Source organism: Psychrobacter pygoscelis (assembly GCF_004335015.1).
Classification (GTDB): Bacteria; Pseudomonadota; Gammaproteobacteria; order Pseudomonadales; family Moraxellaceae; genus Psychrobacter; species Psychrobacter pygoscelis.
Genome location: NZ_RQRU01000001.1, coordinates 526,640 through 546,986 on the forward strand (window position 1 = coordinate 526,640; position 20,347 = coordinate 546,986).

The window sequence follows — 20,347 nt, forward strand, 5'->3', positions numbered from 1 at the left end:
TTTAGCTTTACATCAACGGCTATTAGGAATTATCAATATCACCTTATACATAAGAATATGAGCTTAAAGAAATATTGTACGACACCCTAAAAACCTTAAACATTGAGTCAGTAAGCGAGAGAAACGAATAATCGTCATAATACCACAACTTGCGGTCAACTCTAGTAGCGATAGTTAGGGAAAACACTCAAGGGCCAGTAGCATTGGTTGGCGCTGGCTGCTCATAATCTATCGGCGTGACAGTGACCTCATTATCCCCAACAGTAGTCTCAAACCGTGTTAGTCGTATGGCATTCATCAATACCGATATAGAGCTTAACGCCATGGCTGCCGCTGCAATCATTGGATTCAAAAAGCCAAAGGCCGCTAGAGGGATACCGATACAGTTATAAATAAAAGCAAAAAATAGATTTTGTTTAATATTCTTTAGCGTGGCTTTAGCAATCTTCTGGGCAGCATCCACATGCATGAGTGAATTGCCCATTAGCCGTGCGGAGGCGCTGTGCTGCGCCACATCCGTACCTTCATACATAGCAAAGCTCGCATCAGCGGTGGCCATAGCAGGCGCATCATTGACGCCATCACCGACCATCGCCACACGATGACCCGCGACTTGCAGGGCAGAGATTCTATCTGCTTTGTCTCGCGGACTCAGCTTAGCATAGGCTTCTTCAATACCTAGCTGAGCTGCCACATGTTCTACAACTGAAGACTTGTCCCCACTCATTAAGACGACATTGATATTGTCATTCGATAACGCTTTGACTGTCTGCTCAGCATCGCCCTTTAGATCATCAGCAAAGGCAAAAGCGCCTAATGGCTCATCATTGACACTGACAGCGACATTGCTCGATACCTGCCAAACCTTGGGCATCAGTTTTGGCAGTTTTAATGAGGCAAACTGCGGAGTCCCTACTTTAACCTCACCCAGCCCTGCTATCTGCGCCGAGACGCCTTGGCCTTGGACGACATTGATGTCTGAGACGTCATATAACTCTAAATCCTTATTAGCCGCTGCTTGAATCAGTGCAGTGGCTAATGGGTGACTGGCATGAACTTCGACACTCGCGGCCAAGCTAAGCACCTCATCAGCATTGATAGACTTATCGACCACCACCTGATCGACCAATACCGGATGACCGACAGTAAGAGTGCCTGTCTTATCAACTACCACCGTATCAATACTGCCTGCCGCCTCTAAGCTTTGCGCATCCTTAAACCAAACGCCATGCCGCGCTGCCACACCCATTCCTGCCATAATAGCAGCAGGGGTGGCAAGACCTAGCGCACAAGGACAAGCAATAACCAGTACGGATACCGCGTGCATTAATGCGGTCTCTAAATCATGGGTAATCCACCACGTCAGTCCCAAAGTTACTAAAGCAATCGTCACAACAACAGGGACGAAGACAGCAGTGACCCTATCAGCCAGTCGTGCTAAATTGGCTTTGGAACCTTGGGCGTCACTGAGCGCCTGAACCATATCACCCAGCTGGGTGTCTTGACCCGTAGCAGTAACTTGGTAAACAAGACTGCCATTATCTACTAGTGCCCCAGCTAACACTGAATCGCCACTTTGCTTCTCAAGTGGTACGGACTCACCTGTTAGATGGCTCTCATTGCACCAGCCACTGCCTGATACCACCACGCCATCAGTAGCAATACGGCTGCCTTGCTTGGCTCGCAGCTGATCGCCTGCGACCACCTCGGATAGTGATACGCTGACAAAGCTGCCGTCAGGCTGCTGCTTCTCTACCTCATTAGGGGTCAAAGTGAGCAAAAGATCTATACTGTTCAGACTGTGCTTTTTAGTTCGCGCTTCTAAGTATTTTCCTAAGCGAACAAAGGCGATAACCATCACACCAGCTTCAAAGTAAATGCTGGAATCATGAGTCAAGGACATTTGCATCGCCCCCCACCCTGCACCAATCATATCAAGGCCACCGCCTACGACCAGCCAAGAGTAGGTTGAATAAGCCCAAATCGTCACGGTACCGATAACAACCAACACATCCATATTGGCAACGCCGCCTCTGATTGAAGCCCAAGCGCTTTTATAAAAAGGCCACGCCAAACCAAACTGTACCACTGTCGCTAACACAAACTGAACCCAAACGGGGGGCATCCATGCCATACCTTGCCCTAGCATCATTCCTGCCATACCCACTAAAAATGGCAGTAGACATATCCAAAGCAAGATAAGTCGCCAAGGCAGAGGGGTTTTATCCTTTGCCGCTTCCTCGGTAAAGGCTTGCGACTCCTGGACATTCGCAGTAAATCCAGTCTTAGCGACCCACTCCATAACCTCATCCGCTGACATTTGCGTCGCGTCATAGTCTACATTCAAAGTCTCTGCGGCAAAATTGACACTCGCTTGTTCAATAGCCGGTTGTTTATTAAGCACCTTTTCGATACGTGTAGCACATGCTTGACAAGACATACCTTCAATAGCCAACTGTAAATGGGTAGGCTGACTTGAATGCGGCTGATCAGCAGCAGCTGAATGAGAATCACGAGGAGTAGTTGAAGAAGGAAGAGACATAGTAGCAACGCTCGTTAGCAGATAATCTTGCGTAATTTAAAGTTAATTATAAAGCAAAAAACAACCAGCCTTAAGGACAGGTTGTTTTTAATAGGCATAGATATTGTGAATAAATACTGTGCATGAATGCCAAATAAGCTATCAATGACAGGCAGGGTTAATATTTTTAAGCTAAAAGAATATTTAGCTCATATAGTTATCACTATAATAAATATCACCATCCTACATATTTAGCTTTAAGCACTAGCGACTTGGGCGTCAAATCCAGCATCCTCAATGGTAGCTGCAATTTTTTCGGCACTGACCTTGCTATCATCAAAGGTAGCCGTTGCCTGCTGCTGCTCAAGACTTACTGCGATGGTTTGCACGCCATCAAGCTGGCTTACTACACTATGCACACTTTTAGCGCAGTTACTACAAGTCATTCCATCGATTTTGATAACTCTAGTTTGTTCAGTCATCATCAGCTCCTGATCTTTATTTAGAATTTAATAAGCAGTTAGGTAAAGTATAAGCAAAGCTTAGATTGAATAATATCAATATTAAGACGATATAGTCAGATTTCAAACGCTTTAATAAAGTCACGCAGCCCTAACACCCATCGACATTAACCTTGATAAAACAGATCAATATTAGATTATCTAGTTATAACGATACCAACACTTCATACTATCTCTATGATGGTTATTGGCAAGAAATCAAGAGCAAGAAATCATGGTCAAAAAATAAAGGAGTAGTGATTAAATCTACTAATAGCTGCCCAACTATCTTTTATAACGATCTTCATAATCAGGATTTTGTGGGGCGTCAATTGGAAAAGGCTGGGTCACATAGTCCACCATGCTGATAGCAGCTGTTAACGCATGGATGGAGGTATCTGTGTCCTCATAGCGAACATGAGCGATATCACTATCGGGCAATAGCTCAACTGCTTTTACACCGTCAATATTTTTGAGGGCGTTCATAAGATCTTCAAGACCAGCTTTATCATCAATATTCTCAATACTCACTTGAGCAGTTTGAATTGCCATCGGTATAACTCCTAATATTTAATATCTGCCGAGAATATGAGACACGTCAAACTATTCTCAGTACTGTTGCCGTTATTTATATTTAGCTGATTGACTTAAAGATTATACAGATAAACAGACTGGCAGTTACTTATCAGCTTTGAATCTTATACAGCTTATAAGCAATTATATTTACCAGTCACTTACTTTATCTGTCGATTTTTAGCTAGCAATTTTATAGCCAGCTATTTTGAGTGCTCGATTATACTTAATGGGTATCGAGTACCTCGAAGCCTTTAACTAAAGTATCAATTTGCTTAAGCTGCTGTAAAAAAGCCTCAAGCTGACTTAAGCGTAGAGCGCATGGTCCATCACACTTTGCCTTCTCAGGCTCAGGGTGCGCCTCTAAGAACAATCCTGCAAGCCCAGTTGCCATACCTGCACGAGCTAGCGTAGTAATCTGCTCTCGGCGACCACCTGCACTATCACTTCGCGCGCCCGGCTGCTGTAGACTATGAGTGACATCGAAGAACACAGGCACATCCATCTGCTTCATGGTGTCAAAACCTAACATATCGACGACTAGATTGTTATAACCAAAAGCGGTGCCACGCTCACATAAGATAATCTTATCGTTGCCAGCCTCTAAGCACTTATTCATAATATGACGCATCTCGTGCGGCGCCAAAAACTGTGCTTTTTTGATATTTATAATCGCCCCTGTCTTAGCCATCGCTTGCACCAAGTCAGTCTGACGACTCAAAAATGCCGGCAGCTGAATAATATCCGCAACCTCAGCTACTGGTGCAGCTTGATAAGGCTCATGAACATCCGTAATGATAGGCACACCATACTTATCTTTAATATCACCTAGCCATTGGATTCCTTTATCCAACCCAGGACCACGGAATGAGTGTAAGCTCGAGCGGTTGGCTTTATCAAAGCTGGCTTTAAACACATAACCAATATCTAAGCGCTGACAGATGTCAATATAGGCCTCAGCAATCTCAAAGGCTAACTCTTTGGACTCTAGAACATTCATACCACCAAATAACACAAACGGCTGATCATTACCGATGCTGATGTCCCCTAGCTGTAAATGAGATTGTGCCGTTACTAATTCGCTCATAGTACTCCTTATTCTTGTCTTAATATTTGTCTTAATAACTATAGGATAAAATAATCTTACTCTGATTCCTGCCTTATTATTGTAACGGATTATTGGAGCTTGATTATCAGTCGCCAAAAAAAAGACCACCCTGACGGATAGTCTTTTTTCATTACTAGATTATTTCAATAACCATAATTTGAAAGAATCAGAACCAACAATATATACTAACTAGCACACTCAGCGCCTAAAAAAACCTTAAGTCTTAACATGAGCTGTGCTGTGCCTATTCAAGAGTTGGTCTTATTTGTCTGCTTGCCCATGATAAGCAATCGCTGCTTGGATAAAGCTATTAAATAGTGGATGACCACCACGTGGCGAGCTAGTAAACTCTGGATGGAACTGAACAGCGACAAACCACGGATGCTCAGGAATCTCTACTGACTCAACCAGATGCTGCTTGGTAGAATAGCCAGAAATCTTCATTCCTGCGGACTCTAATGGCTCAATATAGCGATTGTTCATCTCATAACGATGACGATGACGCTCAGTAATGGTACTCGCTCCATAAATTTGGCGCAGTTTTGAGCTATCGACCAGTTCCGCCTTTTGCGCGCCGAGACGCATGGTGCCGCCTAAGTCAGAGTCATCACTACGGATCTGCAGCTCACCCTTCTCATCTAGCCATTCAGTGATTAAGCCAATAATTGGCTCTGCCGTCTTACGATCAAATTCAGATGAGTTGGCCTCAAGATTGAGCACATTGCGCGCATATTCAATGACTGCCAATTGCATACCTAAACAAATCCCTAAATAAGGCACTTGCTGAGTTCGAGCGTAGGTAATGGCCTTCATCTTGCCAATCGTACCGCGCTCACCAAAGCCACCAGGGACCAAGATAGCATCGGCATTACTCAGACGCTCAGCAACGGCATCATCATCGTAATCGCCAAATACCTCTGCATCAATATAGTCAATATTAACGTGCGTCTTATAGGTAATACCAGCATGCAATAAGGCTTCATTGATAGACTTATACGCATCGGGCAATTCGACATATTTACCCACCAAGGCTACTGTGACTTTACCAGTCGCATTCAATAATGCATCGACAACACTGTCCCAATCAGACAAGTCTGCTTCAGGCACTTGCAAATTAAAGCGCTCACAGACAATATCATCAAGGTCCTGCTCATATAAAGTCCGCGGTATTTGATAGATGCTATCGGCATCTTGGCACATGACCACTGCCCGCTCTTCGACATTGGTAAATAGCGCAATCTTACGACGGTTATCTTCTGATATTGGGTGCTCTGAGCGGCAGATAAGAATGTCTGGCTGTAGACCAATTGAGCGCAGCTCCTTGACAGAGTGTTGTGTCGGCTTGGTCTTGGTCTCCCCCGCACTTGAGATATACGGTACTAACGTCAGGTGCATGAGCATCGTATTATTGCGCCCTAGCTCCACCTGCATCTGGCGAACGGCTTCCATAAAAGGGAGCGACTCAATATCCCCTACCGTACCACCAATCTCAATAATGGCGATATCGTAACCTGCACCACTGGCTCTGATTTTACTCTTTATCTCGTCGGTAATATGCGGAATCACCTGAACCGTACCGCCTAGATAGTCGCCACGGCGCTCTTTATTGAGTACTGTCTGATAAATGCGACCACTGGTAAAGTTATTGGTCTTACTCATTTTTGAGCGTCGCAAAAAGCGCTCATAGTAGCCTAGATCCAGGTCAGTCTCTGCGCCGTCTTCGGTGACAAACACCTCACCATGCTGAAACGGACTCATAGTACCTGGGTCAACATTGATATAAGGGTCCATCTTGGTCATGGTGACCTTAAGACCACGCGCTTCTAAAACCGCTGCTAGTGATGCTGCTGTTATACCCTTGCCCAAAGAGGAAACGACACCGCCGGTTACAAAGATAAACTTGGTCGGCCGCTTAGCGATTGGCTCAGGAGTATGGTCTTTACTATTGCTACTTGTAGTGTTGCTTGCTTCGTTGCTAGTCATCATGGCATCAAAATACGTTATTGGTAAAAGAGGATTTTACTAAAATTCACCTAAAAAAAATAGGGCAAGTGCCCTATTAAGTAATGAAAAATATTAACCATAAAAAATCCACCCCAAAGGGTGGATTCTTATTCTACTTTAGATCAGGCTGAGCAGTGGGTTAGAATTTGTATTCTACACCGCCGCCAATACCGAAACCGTCAAAATCAGTTTTAGTTTTGATAGTATTCTCTACAGTAGTATTTTCTTTATTCAAATATGCACCGTATAAGTGACCAGTCGTTGCTTTATTGAAAGCATACTTACCACCAACTAAAACACGGAAAGCATCAGCGTCTGAAGCACCTTCAACATTACTTACCATATCACCTTGTGCATAGGCAGTCCAAGGAGTTGCTGTTGCCATCTCACCGCTGATAGTGAATGCATTTTCATTATCATCAGTATCAAAGTCAGACATTTGATATAGCGCACCAACAGTCACAGCTGGACTAACGGCATAGTTACCACTTACACGCAGAGCTTTGAAGTCATCTCCACCACCAAGGTAAGAAACACCAGCGTTCATAGCGCCCATTTCATATTTAGCGCCGATACCAAAAACATCACGGTTAAATGTATCTGCTTTATCATTTTCATCCATGACATACATCGCCATGAACTGTAAATCATTATACTTCGGTGAAATGTAGGCAAAAGAGTTATTGGCGCGAGGAGCATCAATACTAGCTAAAACGCCATCACCACCTAGAACGCCACCACTAGCAACGTTAGCGTAGTCTACTTCGCCATCAATAGCAGACAAACGACCTGCTAAAACTGTACCATACTGAGCATTAGCTAGACCTACATAGGTATCACGAGCATAGAATTGATCAGATTTATTTTTAGTACGTTTACCTTGTTGGTCTACGTACTCATCACCTGCATCTACATCAATACCATACTCTAATTGATAAACTAAATCTGTATTAGCAGTTAAGGCTTCAGAACCTTTAAGACCAATACGTGAACTATTAGAGTTCAATTGGCTACGACCATCATCGCTAGTACTAGTCTTAACAGAAGTATTAGTAGTGGTATTAGTAGTCGTAGTATCTGTATCGCCAGAATTTAAATCTAGCGTCAAGAACGCTTTACCGTAAACGGTAGGAGCTGCTTGCGCAGCAGAAACAGATAGAGCAGCAATAGCTGAAGCTAAAAGTAGTTTTTTCATGGGAAATCTCTCCACTTAACAATTTTATTAACGGGCTGCCCTAACAAGCTAACGCCCAAGATGATAACCAATCAAATCCTCAAAACGTTTGAAAGATTCGTTATCAAGATTCGTGGTACATAGTATGGCAAAGTTTTGTTACATTTACATGAAAACAATCAAATTTTAGCTCAACTTAAACATTTATTGTTAACCTTGAGTAAAAAAAGATAGTAACCTATCCATGGTGTAACATCCGTTACCAAACTCGTACTTCGGATACAAGCATATCAACTTTGACATAATTTGCAACACTTTTTTTATCCTTAGTATTCACGTTCATCTCTAAAGCATCACCTACCAATAGCTGAGCAAGGCTACACACCTTACAAAAGAACGTCATCCAATAATGGATGACGTTCATCTTGGACTAAATTTAAGCTAAAAACGCCGCGAATCTTGCGTTAATAGGCGTTTGCCTTTAAATCGAGGCGAGCTTGATGCAAGAGTGGCTCTGTATAGCCACTAGGCTGCTCACGACCCTTAAACACTAAGTCACAAGCGGCCTTAAAGGCGAATGAGTTATCAAAGTCATCTGCCATAGTCTTATAGTCTGGATCACCCGCATTTTGCTCATCGACGACTTTAGCCATGTGCTTCATAGCATCCATAACTTGCTCTTCTGAGACGATATTATGATGCAGCCAATTGGCAATATGCTGACTTGAGATACGCAAGGTCGCCCGATCTTCCATAAGTCCCACATTGTTGATATCCGGTACTTTAGAGCAGCCAACACCTTGGTTTACCCAGCGCACGACGTAACCTAAGATACCTTGAGCATTGTTCTCAAGCTCTTGACGCTTTTCTTCCTCAGACCAGTTGCTATCCTTGGCCAGTGGAATGGTCAAGATATCATCAAGGCTGGCACGAGTGCGCGATTTAAAGCCTTCTTGCACCTCAGGAACATTCACTTCATGATAGTGGATACTGTGCAAGGTAGCGCCCGTAGGCGATGGCACCCAGGCGGTAGTTGCGCCTGCCTTCGGATGACCGGCTTTGGTCGCGACCATCTCTTTCATCTCATCAGGCTTGGCCCACATGCCTTTACCAATCTGTGCGCGCCCTTGCAAACCTGTGGCTAGGCCAATATCGACGTTCCACTGCTCATAGGCAGGCAGCCACGCTTGTGATTTCATATCGCCTTTACGCACGAATGGTCCAGCATTCATACTGGTATGCATCTCATCACCAGTACGATCTAAGAAACCGGTATTAATGAAGATAACGCGTTCTTTGGCCTGACGGATGGCTTCTTTTAGATTGACTGTCGTACGGCGTTCTTCATCCATAATACCCATCTTAAGAGTATTGCGAGGTAGACTTAATACATCCTCAATAGCCGCAAAGAGGTCGTCAGCGAACTTCACTTCTTCTGGACCATGCATCTTTGGCTTCACGATATACATAGAGCCTTCACGTGAGTTGGATAGCTTGTTGTTGCCCTTGATATCGTTCATTGATAATAGCGCAGTAATCAGCCCATCCATGATACCTTCAAAGATCTCTTCAGGACCGTCTCCTAAATCGACTAGGATAGCTGGATTTTGCATAAGGTGACCGACATTACGGATTAACAACAATGAGCGGCCCGGTAAGATAAGTTTTCCACCATCTGGCTTAGTATATTCACGATCAGGATTTAGCTTACGAGTAAGCTCTTTACCTCCTTTCATGAAGGTCTCGGTCAAGTCGCTATTCATAAGACCGAACCAATTGCGATAAACCTCTACCTTTTCTTCAGCATCTACAGCAGCGACTGAGTCTTCACAGTCTTGAATGGCGGTAATAGCCGATTCAAGCAGAACATCCTTAATATTTGCAGGGTCATCTTGACCTACAGGATGGTTAGCATCAATCTGAATCTCAGCATGAAGGTTATTATTCTTAAGAAGAATACCTGTAGGAGCACTTGCCTCGCCCACGTATCCGGCAAACTTACCTGCATCTTTAAGCTCAGTAGTACTCTCACCTTGAGCTATAACTAACTTTCCATCAACCACTGAAAAACCAGTAGCCTCTTTATAAGAGCCATTGGCTAAAGTAAAGTGCTGGTCTAGGAAGTCCTTAGCATACGCAACCACAGCAGCACCACGCTTAGGATTGTAGCTGCTACCCTTATCCTTGCCCTCTGACTCGTCGATCATATCGGTGCCGTATAGAGCATCGTACAAGCTACCCCAACGCGCATTGGCTGCATTCAAGGCATATCGAGCATTTCGCACAGGAACGACCAACTGCGGTCCTGGAATACTAGCAATCTCAGCATCTACATTGTCTGTACTGACCGAAAAGTCATCACCCTCTGGTAGTAGATAGCCGATATCCGTTAGAAACTGCTTATACTTTGGATAATCAATCTCACCATCTTTTGCAGGGTTGTCTAAATGCCACTGATCAATTTGTTTTTGCAGCTCATCACGCTTTGCTAATAAAGCTTTATTACGTGGTGTAAACTCTGTGACGACCTTCTCGAATCCTGACCAATAGCTATCTGACGCTAGTCCAACGCGAGGCAGTACTTCATTTTCGATAAAGTCATAAAGCTGACTGTCGATGGCAAGCGCCCCTTTTTGAACTCGATTGACATCCTGTTGTAATTGATTTTGAGCTTGTGTCATATTGCTATCCTTATGGTGAAATGAATCAAAGTAATTATTAGATCTTGGTAGGTTTGATAAACTCTAAGCACAACAATAAATAGTCATTCTTAAATCAATACTACCAGAGATATCCCTGCTTGCTGTAATATCACTTGCAAGATGAGTCAGTCATTATCCGGCTCACTTCTTGTCAAGAATCTTACGAATATAGCTATTAAAGCTTAAGTGTATTACGACCTGTATTTCAATAGCTATTTATATCGTTGGCTATGATTTTAGGCGGTATTTTAAGTTAAGTCGTGAGACTAAATTTAGTCATAAAACCAAAACTAAAGACACACCTTATTAAGTATGTGATTTTTAAATCTACTGGACCTATGAGAAGGTTTAAGACAATCGAATACTCCACTTAAGTAGTTGATTAACATCAAAGATATTAATTTCATCAAAGTAAGCGTATTGAAGATAACTGAGCTTATCGGATTTAAAAACCAATCGTACTAATAGCACTTTTGTCATCGTACTATCAAATTATAAAATTAACAAGCCAGAGGTATTTCTAAAATAAATAACAAACTTCACTTGCCATGATAACTCTGATATCTAAAGGCCTGTACAGAATATTACTGCTGCAAAAATGCAGTGACTAGCAAGTTAGTAGATTATTTAATTAAATACTGGTAACAGGTTATTAGAAATCTAAAGAGGTTTGCTACAATAGGCAAAAAGCTTTAAACACATCTAACCATTTGACAGTACCCAAAAATATGAATGATGACAGCCAAGTAGAAACCATAGCCACTACTGTAAACACCACGACTGACTTTACCAACCAGACGCCTTCTGTCGATCTCACCCCTATCTATGATTTCCTAGGCGCAAAAACCCCTCAAGCTTGGGTTGATGCCGCTCTAAATGATCTACCGACCATCATTCAAGACCACGCTAACTGCGAAAAGAAGGCCGCAGGCACAGCAATGAATATCATCTTTCGCTATGAGTTTTCTTATGAGTTGCAATGTAAGCTGGCTCAGCTAATCCGTGAAGAGATGCTACACTATGAGCAAGTGATTAAGCTCATGCATGATCGAGGTCAAGAGTGGCAATATCTGTCCGCTGGTCGCTACGCTAAAGGTATGCTCAAGCACAAACGTACTTATGAGCCAGCGGCAATGGCAGATGTCCTTATTATCGGGGCATTTATTGAAGCACGCTCGTGTGAGCGCTTTGCCGCATTAGCGGAGGTCATTGACGATACCCGGCTTGCTAAGTACTATCGTTACCTATTAAAGTCAGAAAGCCGACACTTTGAAGATTATTTAACGCTAGCCCGTGACCTGACTAAAGAGAACAACGATGCTGATATTGATGCCAGAGTAGCGTTGTTTAGGGAGGTAGAAGCGGACTTAATTACCAGTCCAGATTCTCAATTAAGATTTCATAGTGGCGTCCCAGCCTAGATATGCTTCATTTTTAGTTATAAAAAGTTATAAAGAATCAATGATAAATAAGGGCTACCCCTCACAGTCAGTAATGGCTATAAGGGGTAACTAAGCTTAGTTATCACTTTCGGTCACGTCCGTATCATACTGAGGCTTCGACTTAGCTACATGATGCGGGTCTTGATCAGGAGAGACACGCGCTGCTGCTGAGGGGTTTACTTTTTGCAGAGCATCATCTGGTACGACACCACTGTGATTGTCCGCATCCCTCAATGAATACTGCGCATCATCTACGCCTTGGTTGACGCGTTTTTCATTGACGTTCTCAGAATTACTTTTATCTGAAAGGGTCATAGACTGCTCCTAAGTTGAAATAAGATAGGGACGTTATTAACGATATTTGCTCTACCTACTCGCTATCAATGACCGAGCCATCTTCATGCTGATCCGCCACATTCAATACGCGGCTTTGAGCATTATCAACAGTTGCATAACGATTGTGCTCATTAATCTCGTCACTCTTTGGTTCAGACTTATCATAATGAGCGGTCGACTCTTCATTAATACCTTCATCAAAAGCCGTACCACCTTCTTGGTCTCGGCGATCTGGCTGACGCGCTGGAATATCACCGTCTTTAACGTGCTCGCTGCCCACTACATTGTCATCGAACGTCTCAGTACCTTTATTGACTGTAGTTTCGGCATCAATTGCGGCACTCGTTACGGCGTCTCGTGGTGCCGTTGTGGTTTCTGTCGCAATACCAGCATCGGCATCTTTGATAGGCGTTTTGGTTAAATGTGGATCGTTGGTATTCATAATATTCGCCTTCTATATAAGGATAAGGTTAAAAATTGATTGCGCTAAATACATACAACAATAAACGCAGCTAAAATAAGTGACTGCTAACAAACTTACTGACTAATAAAAGCAGCTCAACGTTAATACTAATCATACTGCTAATAGTAGTATGCTAGTGCAGATTATTTATTAGCCTCTTTGCTTAAGTCAGCAGCATTTAAGTCGCCAGCATTCACACCACCAGCAGGCAAGTCTTCTTGCTTTCTGGGGTCAACGTAAATCTCATCAGTCTCTTGAGAATCTTGCATTGGCCCATCAATGTCGGGCTGATGCTTGCGACCTTCAAAACTATCTTTAGGACTCTGTGCCGTGGCTGCCGTAGTAGAGGTAGCGGACGCTTTAGTATAGTTGGTAGCGGCTATCTCAGTACGATCCGTATTGTTATCAATAATTACTTCTTTGTCCGTCATAATATATCCTTTCAATAATTGTCGATCAGCGATTTAGAATTTTTATAAATCGCTGATTACTCCAAAATGTAGATTAATCGTTAGTACTGCTACTGCAAAACTATTTATCAGTGCGCACAGACTCATCAATAAATGGCGTCTGCTGCTCATCATTAAGGGCTTTAGGCTGAGCTGATGACGAATCGTCTGGCGATTCTTTATCAAGATTCTCTGCTATTTTTGATGCGTCGATATTGTCAACTGCCTGATTAAGCTCAGAGCTATCATGAGTGTTATTAGTCATTTGCGCCTCCAATAAGTTATGCACTATAAAACTTCGTAACAAAGTCAATCAGTCTATTAAAACTATAATAAATCTTAAGCCGTTGCCAGTGTTTCAGCGTATCCATATGTGAATATATGTGAGAAGGCAGGATGCTTTGTAAACAAACAACCGCCAATACTGTTTTTGTGCTCACCAAGCTCAGCGTTTCTATTAATCTGCTAGCCCCGCCCTTATCACTAGCAATCTATTTGGGGTTCTAACATTAAAAAAAGACAGCACCTTAAGCAGGTACTGTCTCTTAATTGCACTATCTTAGGACTATTTAAAGCATAGTAGTAGTCGATAGAATCGTGCTACGTCATTGTTAGTTTAAGCTTACCCCATTCACTGCTGCAAGAAGCTGATCTTGCGCAATATGTGCAGCTTCATCTACTGCTGGATGACAGCGCGTCCACTGACCTGATCCAGCTAACGTCCAAGCTTCAACATTATCCTGAAGATAGTTAATTAAGCCTTGATTATAGACCTGCTTGAACAGCTTTTTATCCTCAACCGGGAATGCCACTTCAACACGGTGGAATAAGTTACGGTCCATCCAGTCAGCGCTACCACAGTACAGACGCTCCTCACCATTATTATAAAAATAATAAACACGTGTGTGCTCCAAAAAGCGTCCGATAACTGAGCGCACCGTAATATTCTCAGACAGTCCTTTTACTTGCGGACGCAGGCAACACATAGAGCGCAATATTAGCTCAATCTTGACCCCAGCCTGCGAGGCATCGTAGAGCTTATCAATAAGCTTACGCTCGGTTAAAGCATTAACTTTGACGATAATATGAGCTTTTTTGCCAGCCTTGGCATATTGAATCTCGTCATCAATAAACTCTATGAGCTTATCATGCAGCGTAAATGGCGCATGAAGCAGCTTTTTAAGATTGGCGGGCTTACCCATGCCTGTCAGCTCTTGGAATATCTTATGCACATCTTCTGAGATATCCGTATCTGCTGTAAATAGACCATAGTCGGTATATGACTTGGCATTGCCCGCATGATAGTTACCCGTACCAAGGTGGACATAGCGGCGAATTTTATCGTCCTCACGGCGTACAATCAGCATCAGCTTGGCGTGAGTTTTGTATCCCACTATACCATAGACGACTACCGCGCCAGCTTCTTGCAGGAAGTTGGCCACAGCAATATTGGAGGCCTCATCAAAGCGTGCGCGCAGCTCGATAACAGCAGTAACTTCTTTACCATTGCGTGCAGCCACTGCGAGCGCTTGTACAATCTCAGAGTTGGTGCCTGAGCGATAGAGCGTCTGCTTGATAGCCAGCACTTTAGGATCGTTGGCTGCTTGCCACAATAGATTAACAATCGGCGAAAAGGCATGAAAAGGATGATGGACCAGCACATCGCCTCGGCGCATGGTGGTAAACATGCTTCTTGACTTCTCACCTTTGTCATACGACTCACGGCGGAATGCCTTAGGCACCACATGGTTAAATGGCTCATAACGCAAAGAGGGCACATTAAAGTCGAAAAGCAGGCGCGTTAGGTTGACAGGGCCATTGACTCGGTAAAGCTGGTTGTTATGCAGCTCAAATTGCTCTAGAAGGAAATTGCTAATCTCATCTGGGCAATTGGTCGTCACCTCAAGACGTACTTTGTCCCCAAAACGGCGGTTCTCAAGCTCACCCTCTAATGCTTTGGCGATATCTTCGACATCGTCTGCCAGATTTAGGTCCGCATTGCGCGTGAGTCTAAACTGATGACAGCCGGTCACCATCATTCCAGGGAATAGCTCATTAACATGCTCGTGGATAACGGCAGACAGCATAACATGATGCTCTTTGCCACCTGTCAGCTCATCCGGCAGACGAATAACCCGTGGCAGACTACGCGGCGCGGGTACGACAGCCAAATTAATATCGCGGCCAAAGGCGTCTTTGCCTTCTAAACTCACCATGAAGTTCAGGCTTTTGTTAACCAATCGCGGAAATGGATGCGCCGGATCAATACTAATCGGCGTTAACACCGGCATGACTTGCTCAATGAAGTAGCGCTTCATCCATGCCGATTGCTCAGCATTCAACTCATCACGCTTAAGATAGCGGATGTCTTGCTTGGCAAGCTCTGGCAAAATATCTTCATTTAAGATGCGATATTGCTCGGAAATGGCTTCATGAGCGATGTCTGATATCTGCCGCAATACTTCACTTGGGCGCATACCATGCGGGGTGCTAGCTACATCACCATGATTAAGCTTTTTCATGATACCCGCCACACGGATCTCAAAGAATTCATCCATATTGGAAGAAAATATAATCAAAAAGAAGAGACGCTCTAGCAGTGGGTGTCTAGCATCTGTCGCTTGCGCCAATACTCGAAGGTGAAACTGGAGCAAGGATAACTCTCTATTAATATAGCTATTGGCGGAGTAGCTACCATCATCAAAACGCTGCCAATCAATTTGAGTAAGTGCTTGCTCATCGTTTGCGCTGTGCTTTTGGCTTGCTAGGCTAAAAGTAGATTGCTCGTTTGCTTTGGTATTGCTAGCTTCTTCAGCTGCAGCTGTTTTTTTATTTGTGTTGGGTTGATGGTGGTTTGGGTTAGCGGTCATGACAGCTTCCTAGATGGCAGATGAGACTTAAGCGGCTATTTTTACAACATAGCTATTACGAGGGTTACAATATAATTATTACAATAATTATTGTGGCAGAAGGGGTATCACAGGATTTGCAAATCGTTGCAGTTTATTGGCAGCACTTTAGCGCAAACACTAAGCCAGCAAAGCATTAGTTTTGGCCCAAAGACAGTGGTCGATATACTCCTAGATACACCTTGCGCTATTTATTATAACGTAATCATATGATGGTTTTATGTCAGTCGCCAGAGTACTAATATATAAAGTACTGATATATTTAGGAGTCAGCTGAAGGTGCTGGTAGTGCAGCATGTTTCATGCGTCTGAGAACTATGCGCTGCTTATTGCGCAGCCGCTTGGCATTTTGATGCTGCTCATAGTATTTAGGATTCGGCAGCATACTGATCAATAGCGCTGCTTCTTCCCGATTAAGCTTGGCAGCAGGTTTATCAAAATAGTGCTGCGCCGCCGCTTCAATGCCATAAATACCATCACCAAACTCGGCCACATTTAAATAGGCGGTTAATATGCGCTGCTTGTCCCACATATTTTCTAGCAAAATAGTGATTAGTGCCTCTTCTCCTTTGCGGACATAAGAGCGATGTGAGGTCAAAAATAGATTTTTCGCCAACTGTTGAGTAATGGTTGAGCCGCCAGCGCTCATCTTACCAGTGGCTTCATTTTTTTGCATGGCCGCTTCTATACCTTGCATATCGAAGCCTTCATGATTGACAAACTTGGCGTCTTCACTGGCTATCGCCGCTTGCTTGACGGGCTTGGCGATCTGATCATACTCTACCCATTGCTGAGTCACCGAACCGCCACCAAGTCGATGCGCCAACATAAACATACTATTACTAATGGGCTGCGTCTTCCACATTGCCAATAGCGCGATCACTAGAATGTGAAAGGCCACCACAAGCAGCATGAGAGCTAGTAGTAACCGCTTAAAAAACTTGAGCAAACCAACCATGAAAACCAGCCTAAATAATTAAAAAGTCGGGCAAAATATTTATGTGCAATGACAATCAGCCATTAAACGTATCACCATTATTCTGACACGCTGATACGGCTATAGTAGTATCCATATACGGATTTAGCACTCTAATCTATCATGAACTACGAGAAGTGAGCGCTCACCTATAAGCCAAGCTATCGCTAAAAATATGCTATCTTACCCAAAGCTGATAGCAGTGTCATTATATTATCCACTGTGTGCTCATTGGTATAAGAATGTTAGAGCGTGTCCGCATTAAAGTAGACTTCGATTGAGTACAGAAGACACCGATAGATAGACGTTATTAACTCTGCAATGCAAGCCTTAAGTAAGCATCAGTAAATAAGCTAAGATGACTTGAAAAATAATCTTGCATGATACCTTTACCACAGTCACACAAGCCTATTCCCGATATACACTCTATTGTTATGATTGCTGATATTCTTAGTTTAATAAGCGTTAGTTCAATAACCACTAACTTTATCAACAACAATGAAACCAAACCAAATGATAATCAACGCCATGATAAATAATACCCAATCGGACTTACCTTCTAGTGAGGCGAATAAAACTGCCATCTACCAACTACGTCAGCAGCTGCAATCACAGTGCCCTGAGCTAGACAGTGGCGCATGGTGGCTACTTGGAACGGAAGGTTGTCACCTTTGCGATATTGCCGAAAATCTTATTGTTCAATTACAATCAGTACTGCCCACTGCTTATCAGAAGCTCGATATTATTGATTTAGACGAGCTAACTATGATGGAATTTTCGACTAAGATTCCCGTCATATTGACCTCGAATGCGCGGCTAGACTACCCTTTCTCTATCTTAGACTTACAGCAGCTGGCTTCTTAGAGCCACAAGCTTAGCTGTATTCCTTTAGCTGTATTCCTGTCGTCACCCGACTTTTAACAAACTAACTTTAAAACCAATGTTTTGACTTAATGTTTTAGCCTAGAGGTCTTATTAGCTGCCTCGCGCTTGTTACTGGCGATAATCTCTGACCTTACTGCTACTTTAAACGTCTGGTCTACAATTATCTAACAGCCCCTCTGATAATTGAGTAATAACCACTAAACACATAACTTTTTTTTATAGCAAAATAATTTTTCGAAGTTTTATCACGATAATAGTTATCAATCGCTTCTACAATATAGTTTTTTATGTCGAGACTGTTATACTCTGCCGATATTTTTTATTGGTATACTTATGAGTTCTTAATCTGTAGTTGACAACAATAAGAACCGTCACCTTTAAAAGGTCTCTAACTCTATTCTCATATGGCAACTTATTTGTATTGAACAATCAAACAATAACAAACTGATTGCTATGATTTAATACCGATGAAAAACCAAGAAACATAGAAGCAATCACAAGGAAGTTATCATGTATACTTTTCTGGCTTTAGCACCAATTATCGTCGTTTTTATCTTACTTGTCGTTCTACGCCTCCCAGCGAAGATTTCGATGAGTGCCGCTTATGTGGTGACGGCGCTGTTGGCATACTTTGTGTGGCAAGCTAGTGGTGCTCAAGTGGCCGCTGCTACCGTTAACGGTATCATCGTCGCCCTCACCATTTTGTTCATCGTCTTCGCAGCGATTTTACTTCTTAATACCTTAAAAGAAAGTGGTGCTATCGTTGCCATTCGTAAGGGCTTTATGGATGTCTCGCCAGACAGGCGCGTTCAGGCGATTATTGTAGCTTGGCTATTTTGCTCGTTGGTTGAAGGTTCGTCAGGTTTCGGTACACCGTCTGCCGTTGGAGCACCCCTACTCTTGGCATTGGGCTTTCCTGCAATGGCGTCCGTCATGGCAATACTTATCATCCAATCCACGCCAGTATCTTTTGGTGCTGTCGGAACACCGCTACTACTCGGTGTCTGGTCTGGTATTGGTGATAAACAAGACCTTGCCCAATCTATCGCGCCTACTTCTCCTGAAAACTATTTATTACAAATCACGGGCAACGTCGGCCTTATTCATGCGATGGTCGGCTTTTTAATTCCGCTGATTCTAAGTGCTTTTTTAACACGATTCTTCGGTGAGAAGCGCTCTTTTGTAGAGGGGCTAAAGGCATGGCCCTTTGCCATCTTTGCTGGGCTTTGCTTTACCATTCCTTACTTTTTAGTTGCTAAGTATTTAGGGCCTGAGTTTCCGTCATTGGTCGGTGGTTTTATTGGGCTATTAATCGTCCTACCTTTAACCAAGCGCGGTTTTTTGGTTCCTAAAGAAACCTTTGATTTTGCACCAAGAGCTGATTGGGATAAGGACTGGCTCGGTACTTTGGCCGAAGAGGAGTACGATGATTCGGTCGCACCGAGATTCTCATTGATTCGGGCGTTCTCCCCTTATATTATTGTGATCGGTCTGCTGATTCTTACTCGTGTTATCGCGCCGCTTAAAGCGTTCTTAGTCGGTGATGCGACGACGATCAACTTTCCCAACTTATTTGGTACGACTATCTCAAGTAAGATTCAGTTGGCTTACTCTCCTGGTACCATCTTAATTATTACCTCTTTACTGTGCATCTTGCTATTTAAAATGAACGGTCAGGCAGTCAAGCGTAGCTGGAGTAATTCAGCCAAAACTATGATTGCAGCCGCCCCAGCATTATTATTCTCTGTACCGATGGTTCAGGTATTTATTAATTCAGGCTCCGCATCCGAAGCGGTGAACGCTCTGCCAGCGATGCCCATTCTATTGGCTGAAAGTGCTGCTGGCGCTTTCCAGAATGCTTGGCCTCTAGTCGCGCCTTGGATTGGTGCGCTTGGTGCCTTTATTGCCGGTTCCAATACCATCAGTAATATGATGTTCTCGTACTTTCAGTGGTCAACCGCGGCGCAGATTGGTCTGGACAACAACCTGGCTGCTCAAGTGGTAGCGCTTCAAGCAGTGGGCGGGGCAGCAGGAAATATGGTCTCGGTGCATAATGTGGTAGCGGCATGCGCAGTCGTCGGATTGATTAATAAAGAAGGCTTCGTGATCCGTAAAACCTTGCTGGCGATGATCTACTATGTTATCCAAGCGGGTCTTATCGGTATGGGCATTATCTTCGGTCAACTTTGGTGGTGGATCTTAGCGATTATCTGGCCTTTGGTATTTTTTGGTATTATGTCGCTGACCAGTAACAAGACACCTGCCTAACATCGCGCTCCGTCACGACGCCAAGGTACTGCATAAT

At 43.5% G+C, this 20,347-nt stretch carries 16 protein-coding genes; 3 read left to right on the forward strand and 13 right to left on the reverse strand.

Features of this window, described 5'->3' with window-relative positions; translation table 11 throughout:
* Positions 1-187 precede the first annotated feature (187 nt).
* From EGV92_RS02135 to EGV92_RS02165, 7 genes are all read right to left on the reverse strand, one after another.
* On the reverse strand, positions 188-2,542 hold the full coding sequence (locus EGV92_RS02135; RefSeq protein WP_131667561.1) for a heavy metal translocating P-type ATPase: 2,355 nt from the start codon (positions 2,540-2,542) through the stop codon (positions 188-190).
* 236 nt (positions 2,543-2,778) lie between these two features.
* Entirely contained in the window at positions 2,779-3,003 is a 225-nt protein-coding gene (locus tag EGV92_RS02140; RefSeq protein ID WP_131667562.1) for a heavy-metal-associated domain-containing protein, read from the reverse strand.
* A gap of 303 nt (positions 3,004-3,306) precedes the next feature.
* On the reverse strand, positions 3,307-3,573 hold the full coding sequence (locus EGV92_RS02145; RefSeq protein ID WP_131667563.1) for a hypothetical protein: 267 nt from the start codon (positions 3,571-3,573) through the stop codon (positions 3,307-3,309).
* Positions 3,574-3,820: 247 nt separating this feature from the next.
* Positions 3,821-4,681 (reverse strand): 3-deoxy-8-phosphooctulonate synthase, encoded by an 861-nt coding sequence (gene kdsA / locus EGV92_RS02150; protein ID WP_131667564.1) that lies wholly within the window; start codon positions 4,679-4,681, stop codon positions 3,821-3,823.
* 282 nt (positions 4,682-4,963) lie between these two features.
* Positions 4,964-6,688 carry a CTP synthase gene (locus tag EGV92_RS02155; RefSeq protein ID WP_242678566.1) on the reverse strand — a complete coding sequence of 575 codons (1,725 nt, stop codon included), beginning with the start codon at positions 6,686-6,688 and terminating at the stop codon, positions 4,964-4,966.
* 157 nt (positions 6,689-6,845) lie between these two features.
* On the reverse strand, positions 6,846-7,901 hold the full coding sequence (locus EGV92_RS02160) for a porin (protein ID WP_131667565.1): 1,056 nt from the start codon (positions 7,899-7,901) through the stop codon (positions 6,846-6,848).
* Positions 7,902-8,344: 443 nt separating this feature from the next.
* The gene (locus EGV92_RS02165; protein ID WP_131667566.1) at positions 8,345-10,561 is read right to left on the reverse strand and encodes a malate synthase G; all 2,217 of its coding nucleotides are present in this window, start codon (positions 10,559-10,561) and stop codon (positions 8,345-8,347) included.
* Between the two features lie 749 nt (positions 10,562-11,310).
* On the opposite strand from EGV92_RS02165, the gene EGV92_RS02170 reads away from it, so the two are divergent.
* Entirely contained in the window at positions 11,311-12,003 is a 693-nt protein-coding gene (locus EGV92_RS02170) for a MiaE family protein (RefSeq protein WP_131667567.1), read from the forward strand.
* A gap of 96 nt (positions 12,004-12,099) precedes the next feature.
* Here EGV92_RS02170 and EGV92_RS02175 read toward each other — a convergent pair whose 3' ends face one another.
* From EGV92_RS02175 to mtgA, 6 genes are all read right to left on the reverse strand, one after another.
* Entirely contained in the window at positions 12,100-12,339 is a 240-nt protein-coding gene (locus EGV92_RS02175; RefSeq protein WP_131667568.1) for a hypothetical protein, read from the reverse strand.
* A gap of 55 nt (positions 12,340-12,394) precedes the next feature.
* Positions 12,395-12,802: a hypothetical protein gene (locus tag EGV92_RS02180; protein ID WP_131667569.1), complete on the reverse strand. Its 408-nt coding sequence runs from the start codon at positions 12,800-12,802 to the stop codon at positions 12,395-12,397.
* A 164-nt stretch (positions 12,803-12,966) separates the two neighbouring features.
* Positions 12,967-13,254, reverse strand: a complete 288-nt coding sequence (locus EGV92_RS02185; RefSeq protein ID WP_207401722.1) for a hypothetical protein — start codon at positions 13,252-13,254, stop codon at positions 12,967-12,969.
* A 100-nt stretch (positions 13,255-13,354) separates the two neighbouring features.
* Entirely contained in the window at positions 13,355-13,537 is a 183-nt protein-coding gene (locus EGV92_RS02190; RefSeq protein WP_131667570.1) for a hypothetical protein, read from the reverse strand.
* A gap of 346 nt (positions 13,538-13,883) precedes the next feature.
* A complete protein-coding gene (gene ppk1, locus EGV92_RS02195; protein ID WP_131667571.1) occupies positions 13,884-16,142 on the reverse strand; it encodes a polyphosphate kinase 1 in 2,259 nt (752 codons plus the stop codon).
* Positions 16,143-16,443: 301 nt separating this feature from the next.
* On the reverse strand, positions 16,444-17,139 hold the full coding sequence (mtgA, locus tag EGV92_RS02200) for a monofunctional biosynthetic peptidoglycan transglycosylase (RefSeq protein WP_131667572.1): 696 nt from the start codon (positions 17,137-17,139) through the stop codon (positions 16,444-16,446).
* Positions 17,140-17,685: 546 nt separating this feature from the next.
* On the opposite strand from mtgA, the gene EGV92_RS02205 reads away from it, so the two are divergent.
* Positions 17,686-18,021, forward strand: coding sequence for a glutaredoxin family protein (locus EGV92_RS02205; RefSeq protein WP_131667573.1), 336 nt, complete (start codon positions 17,686-17,688; stop codon positions 18,019-18,021).
* A gap of 531 nt (positions 18,022-18,552) precedes the next feature.
* The gene (locus tag EGV92_RS02210; protein WP_131667574.1) at positions 18,553-20,310 is read left to right on the forward strand and encodes an L-lactate permease; all 1,758 of its coding nucleotides are present in this window, start codon (positions 18,553-18,555) and stop codon (positions 20,308-20,310) included.
* Positions 20,311-20,347 lie beyond the last annotated feature (37 nt).

Excerpts from the sequence above, each read along its gene's own strand:
- EGV92_RS02135 (WP_131667561.1), bottom strand. The coding sequence starts at position 2,542 with ATGTCTCTTCCTTCTTCAACTACTCCTCGTGATTCTCATTCAGCTGCT.
- EGV92_RS02140 (WP_131667562.1), bottom strand. The coding sequence starts at position 3,003 with ATGACTGAACAAACTAGAGTTATCAAAATCGATGGAATGACTTGTAGT.
- EGV92_RS02145 (WP_131667563.1), bottom strand. The coding sequence starts at position 3,573 with ATGGCAATTCAAACTGCTCAAGTGAGTATTGAGAATATTGATGATAAA.
- kdsA (WP_131667564.1), bottom strand. The coding sequence starts at position 4,681 with ATGAGCGAATTAGTAACGGCACAATCTCATTTACAGCTAGGGGACATC.
- EGV92_RS02155 (WP_242678566.1), bottom strand. The coding sequence starts at position 6,688 with ATGATGACTAGCAACGAAGCAAGCAACACTACAAGTAGCAATAGTAAA.
- EGV92_RS02160 (WP_131667565.1), bottom strand. The coding sequence starts at position 7,901 with ATGAAAAAACTACTTTTAGCTTCAGCTATTGCTGCTCTATCTGTTTCT.
- EGV92_RS02165 (WP_131667566.1), bottom strand. The coding sequence starts at position 10,561 with ATGACACAAGCTCAAAATCAATTACAACAGGATGTCAATCGAGTTCAA.
- EGV92_RS02170 (WP_131667567.1), top strand. The coding sequence starts at position 11,311 with ATGAATGATGACAGCCAAGTAGAAACCATAGCCACTACTGTAAACACC.
- EGV92_RS02175 (WP_131667568.1), bottom strand. The coding sequence starts at position 12,339 with ATGACCCTTTCAGATAAAAGTAATTCTGAGAACGTCAATGAAAAACGC.
- EGV92_RS02180 (WP_131667569.1), bottom strand. The coding sequence starts at position 12,802 with ATGAATACCAACGATCCACATTTAACCAAAACGCCTATCAAAGATGCC.
- EGV92_RS02185 (WP_207401722.1), bottom strand. The coding sequence starts at position 13,254 with ATGACGGACAAAGAAGTAATTATTGATAACAATACGGATCGTACTGAG.
- EGV92_RS02190 (WP_131667570.1), bottom strand. The coding sequence starts at position 13,537 with ATGACTAATAACACTCATGATAGCTCTGAGCTTAATCAGGCAGTTGAC.
- ppk1 (WP_131667571.1), bottom strand. The coding sequence starts at position 16,142 with ATGACCGCTAACCCAAACCACCATCAACCCAACACAAATAAAAAAACA.
- mtgA (WP_131667572.1), bottom strand. The coding sequence starts at position 17,139 with ATGGTTGGTTTGCTCAAGTTTTTTAAGCGGTTACTACTAGCTCTCATG.
- EGV92_RS02205 (WP_131667573.1), top strand. The coding sequence starts at position 17,686 with ATGATAAATAATACCCAATCGGACTTACCTTCTAGTGAGGCGAATAAA.
- EGV92_RS02210 (WP_131667574.1), top strand. The coding sequence starts at position 18,553 with ATGTATACTTTTCTGGCTTTAGCACCAATTATCGTCGTTTTTATCTTA.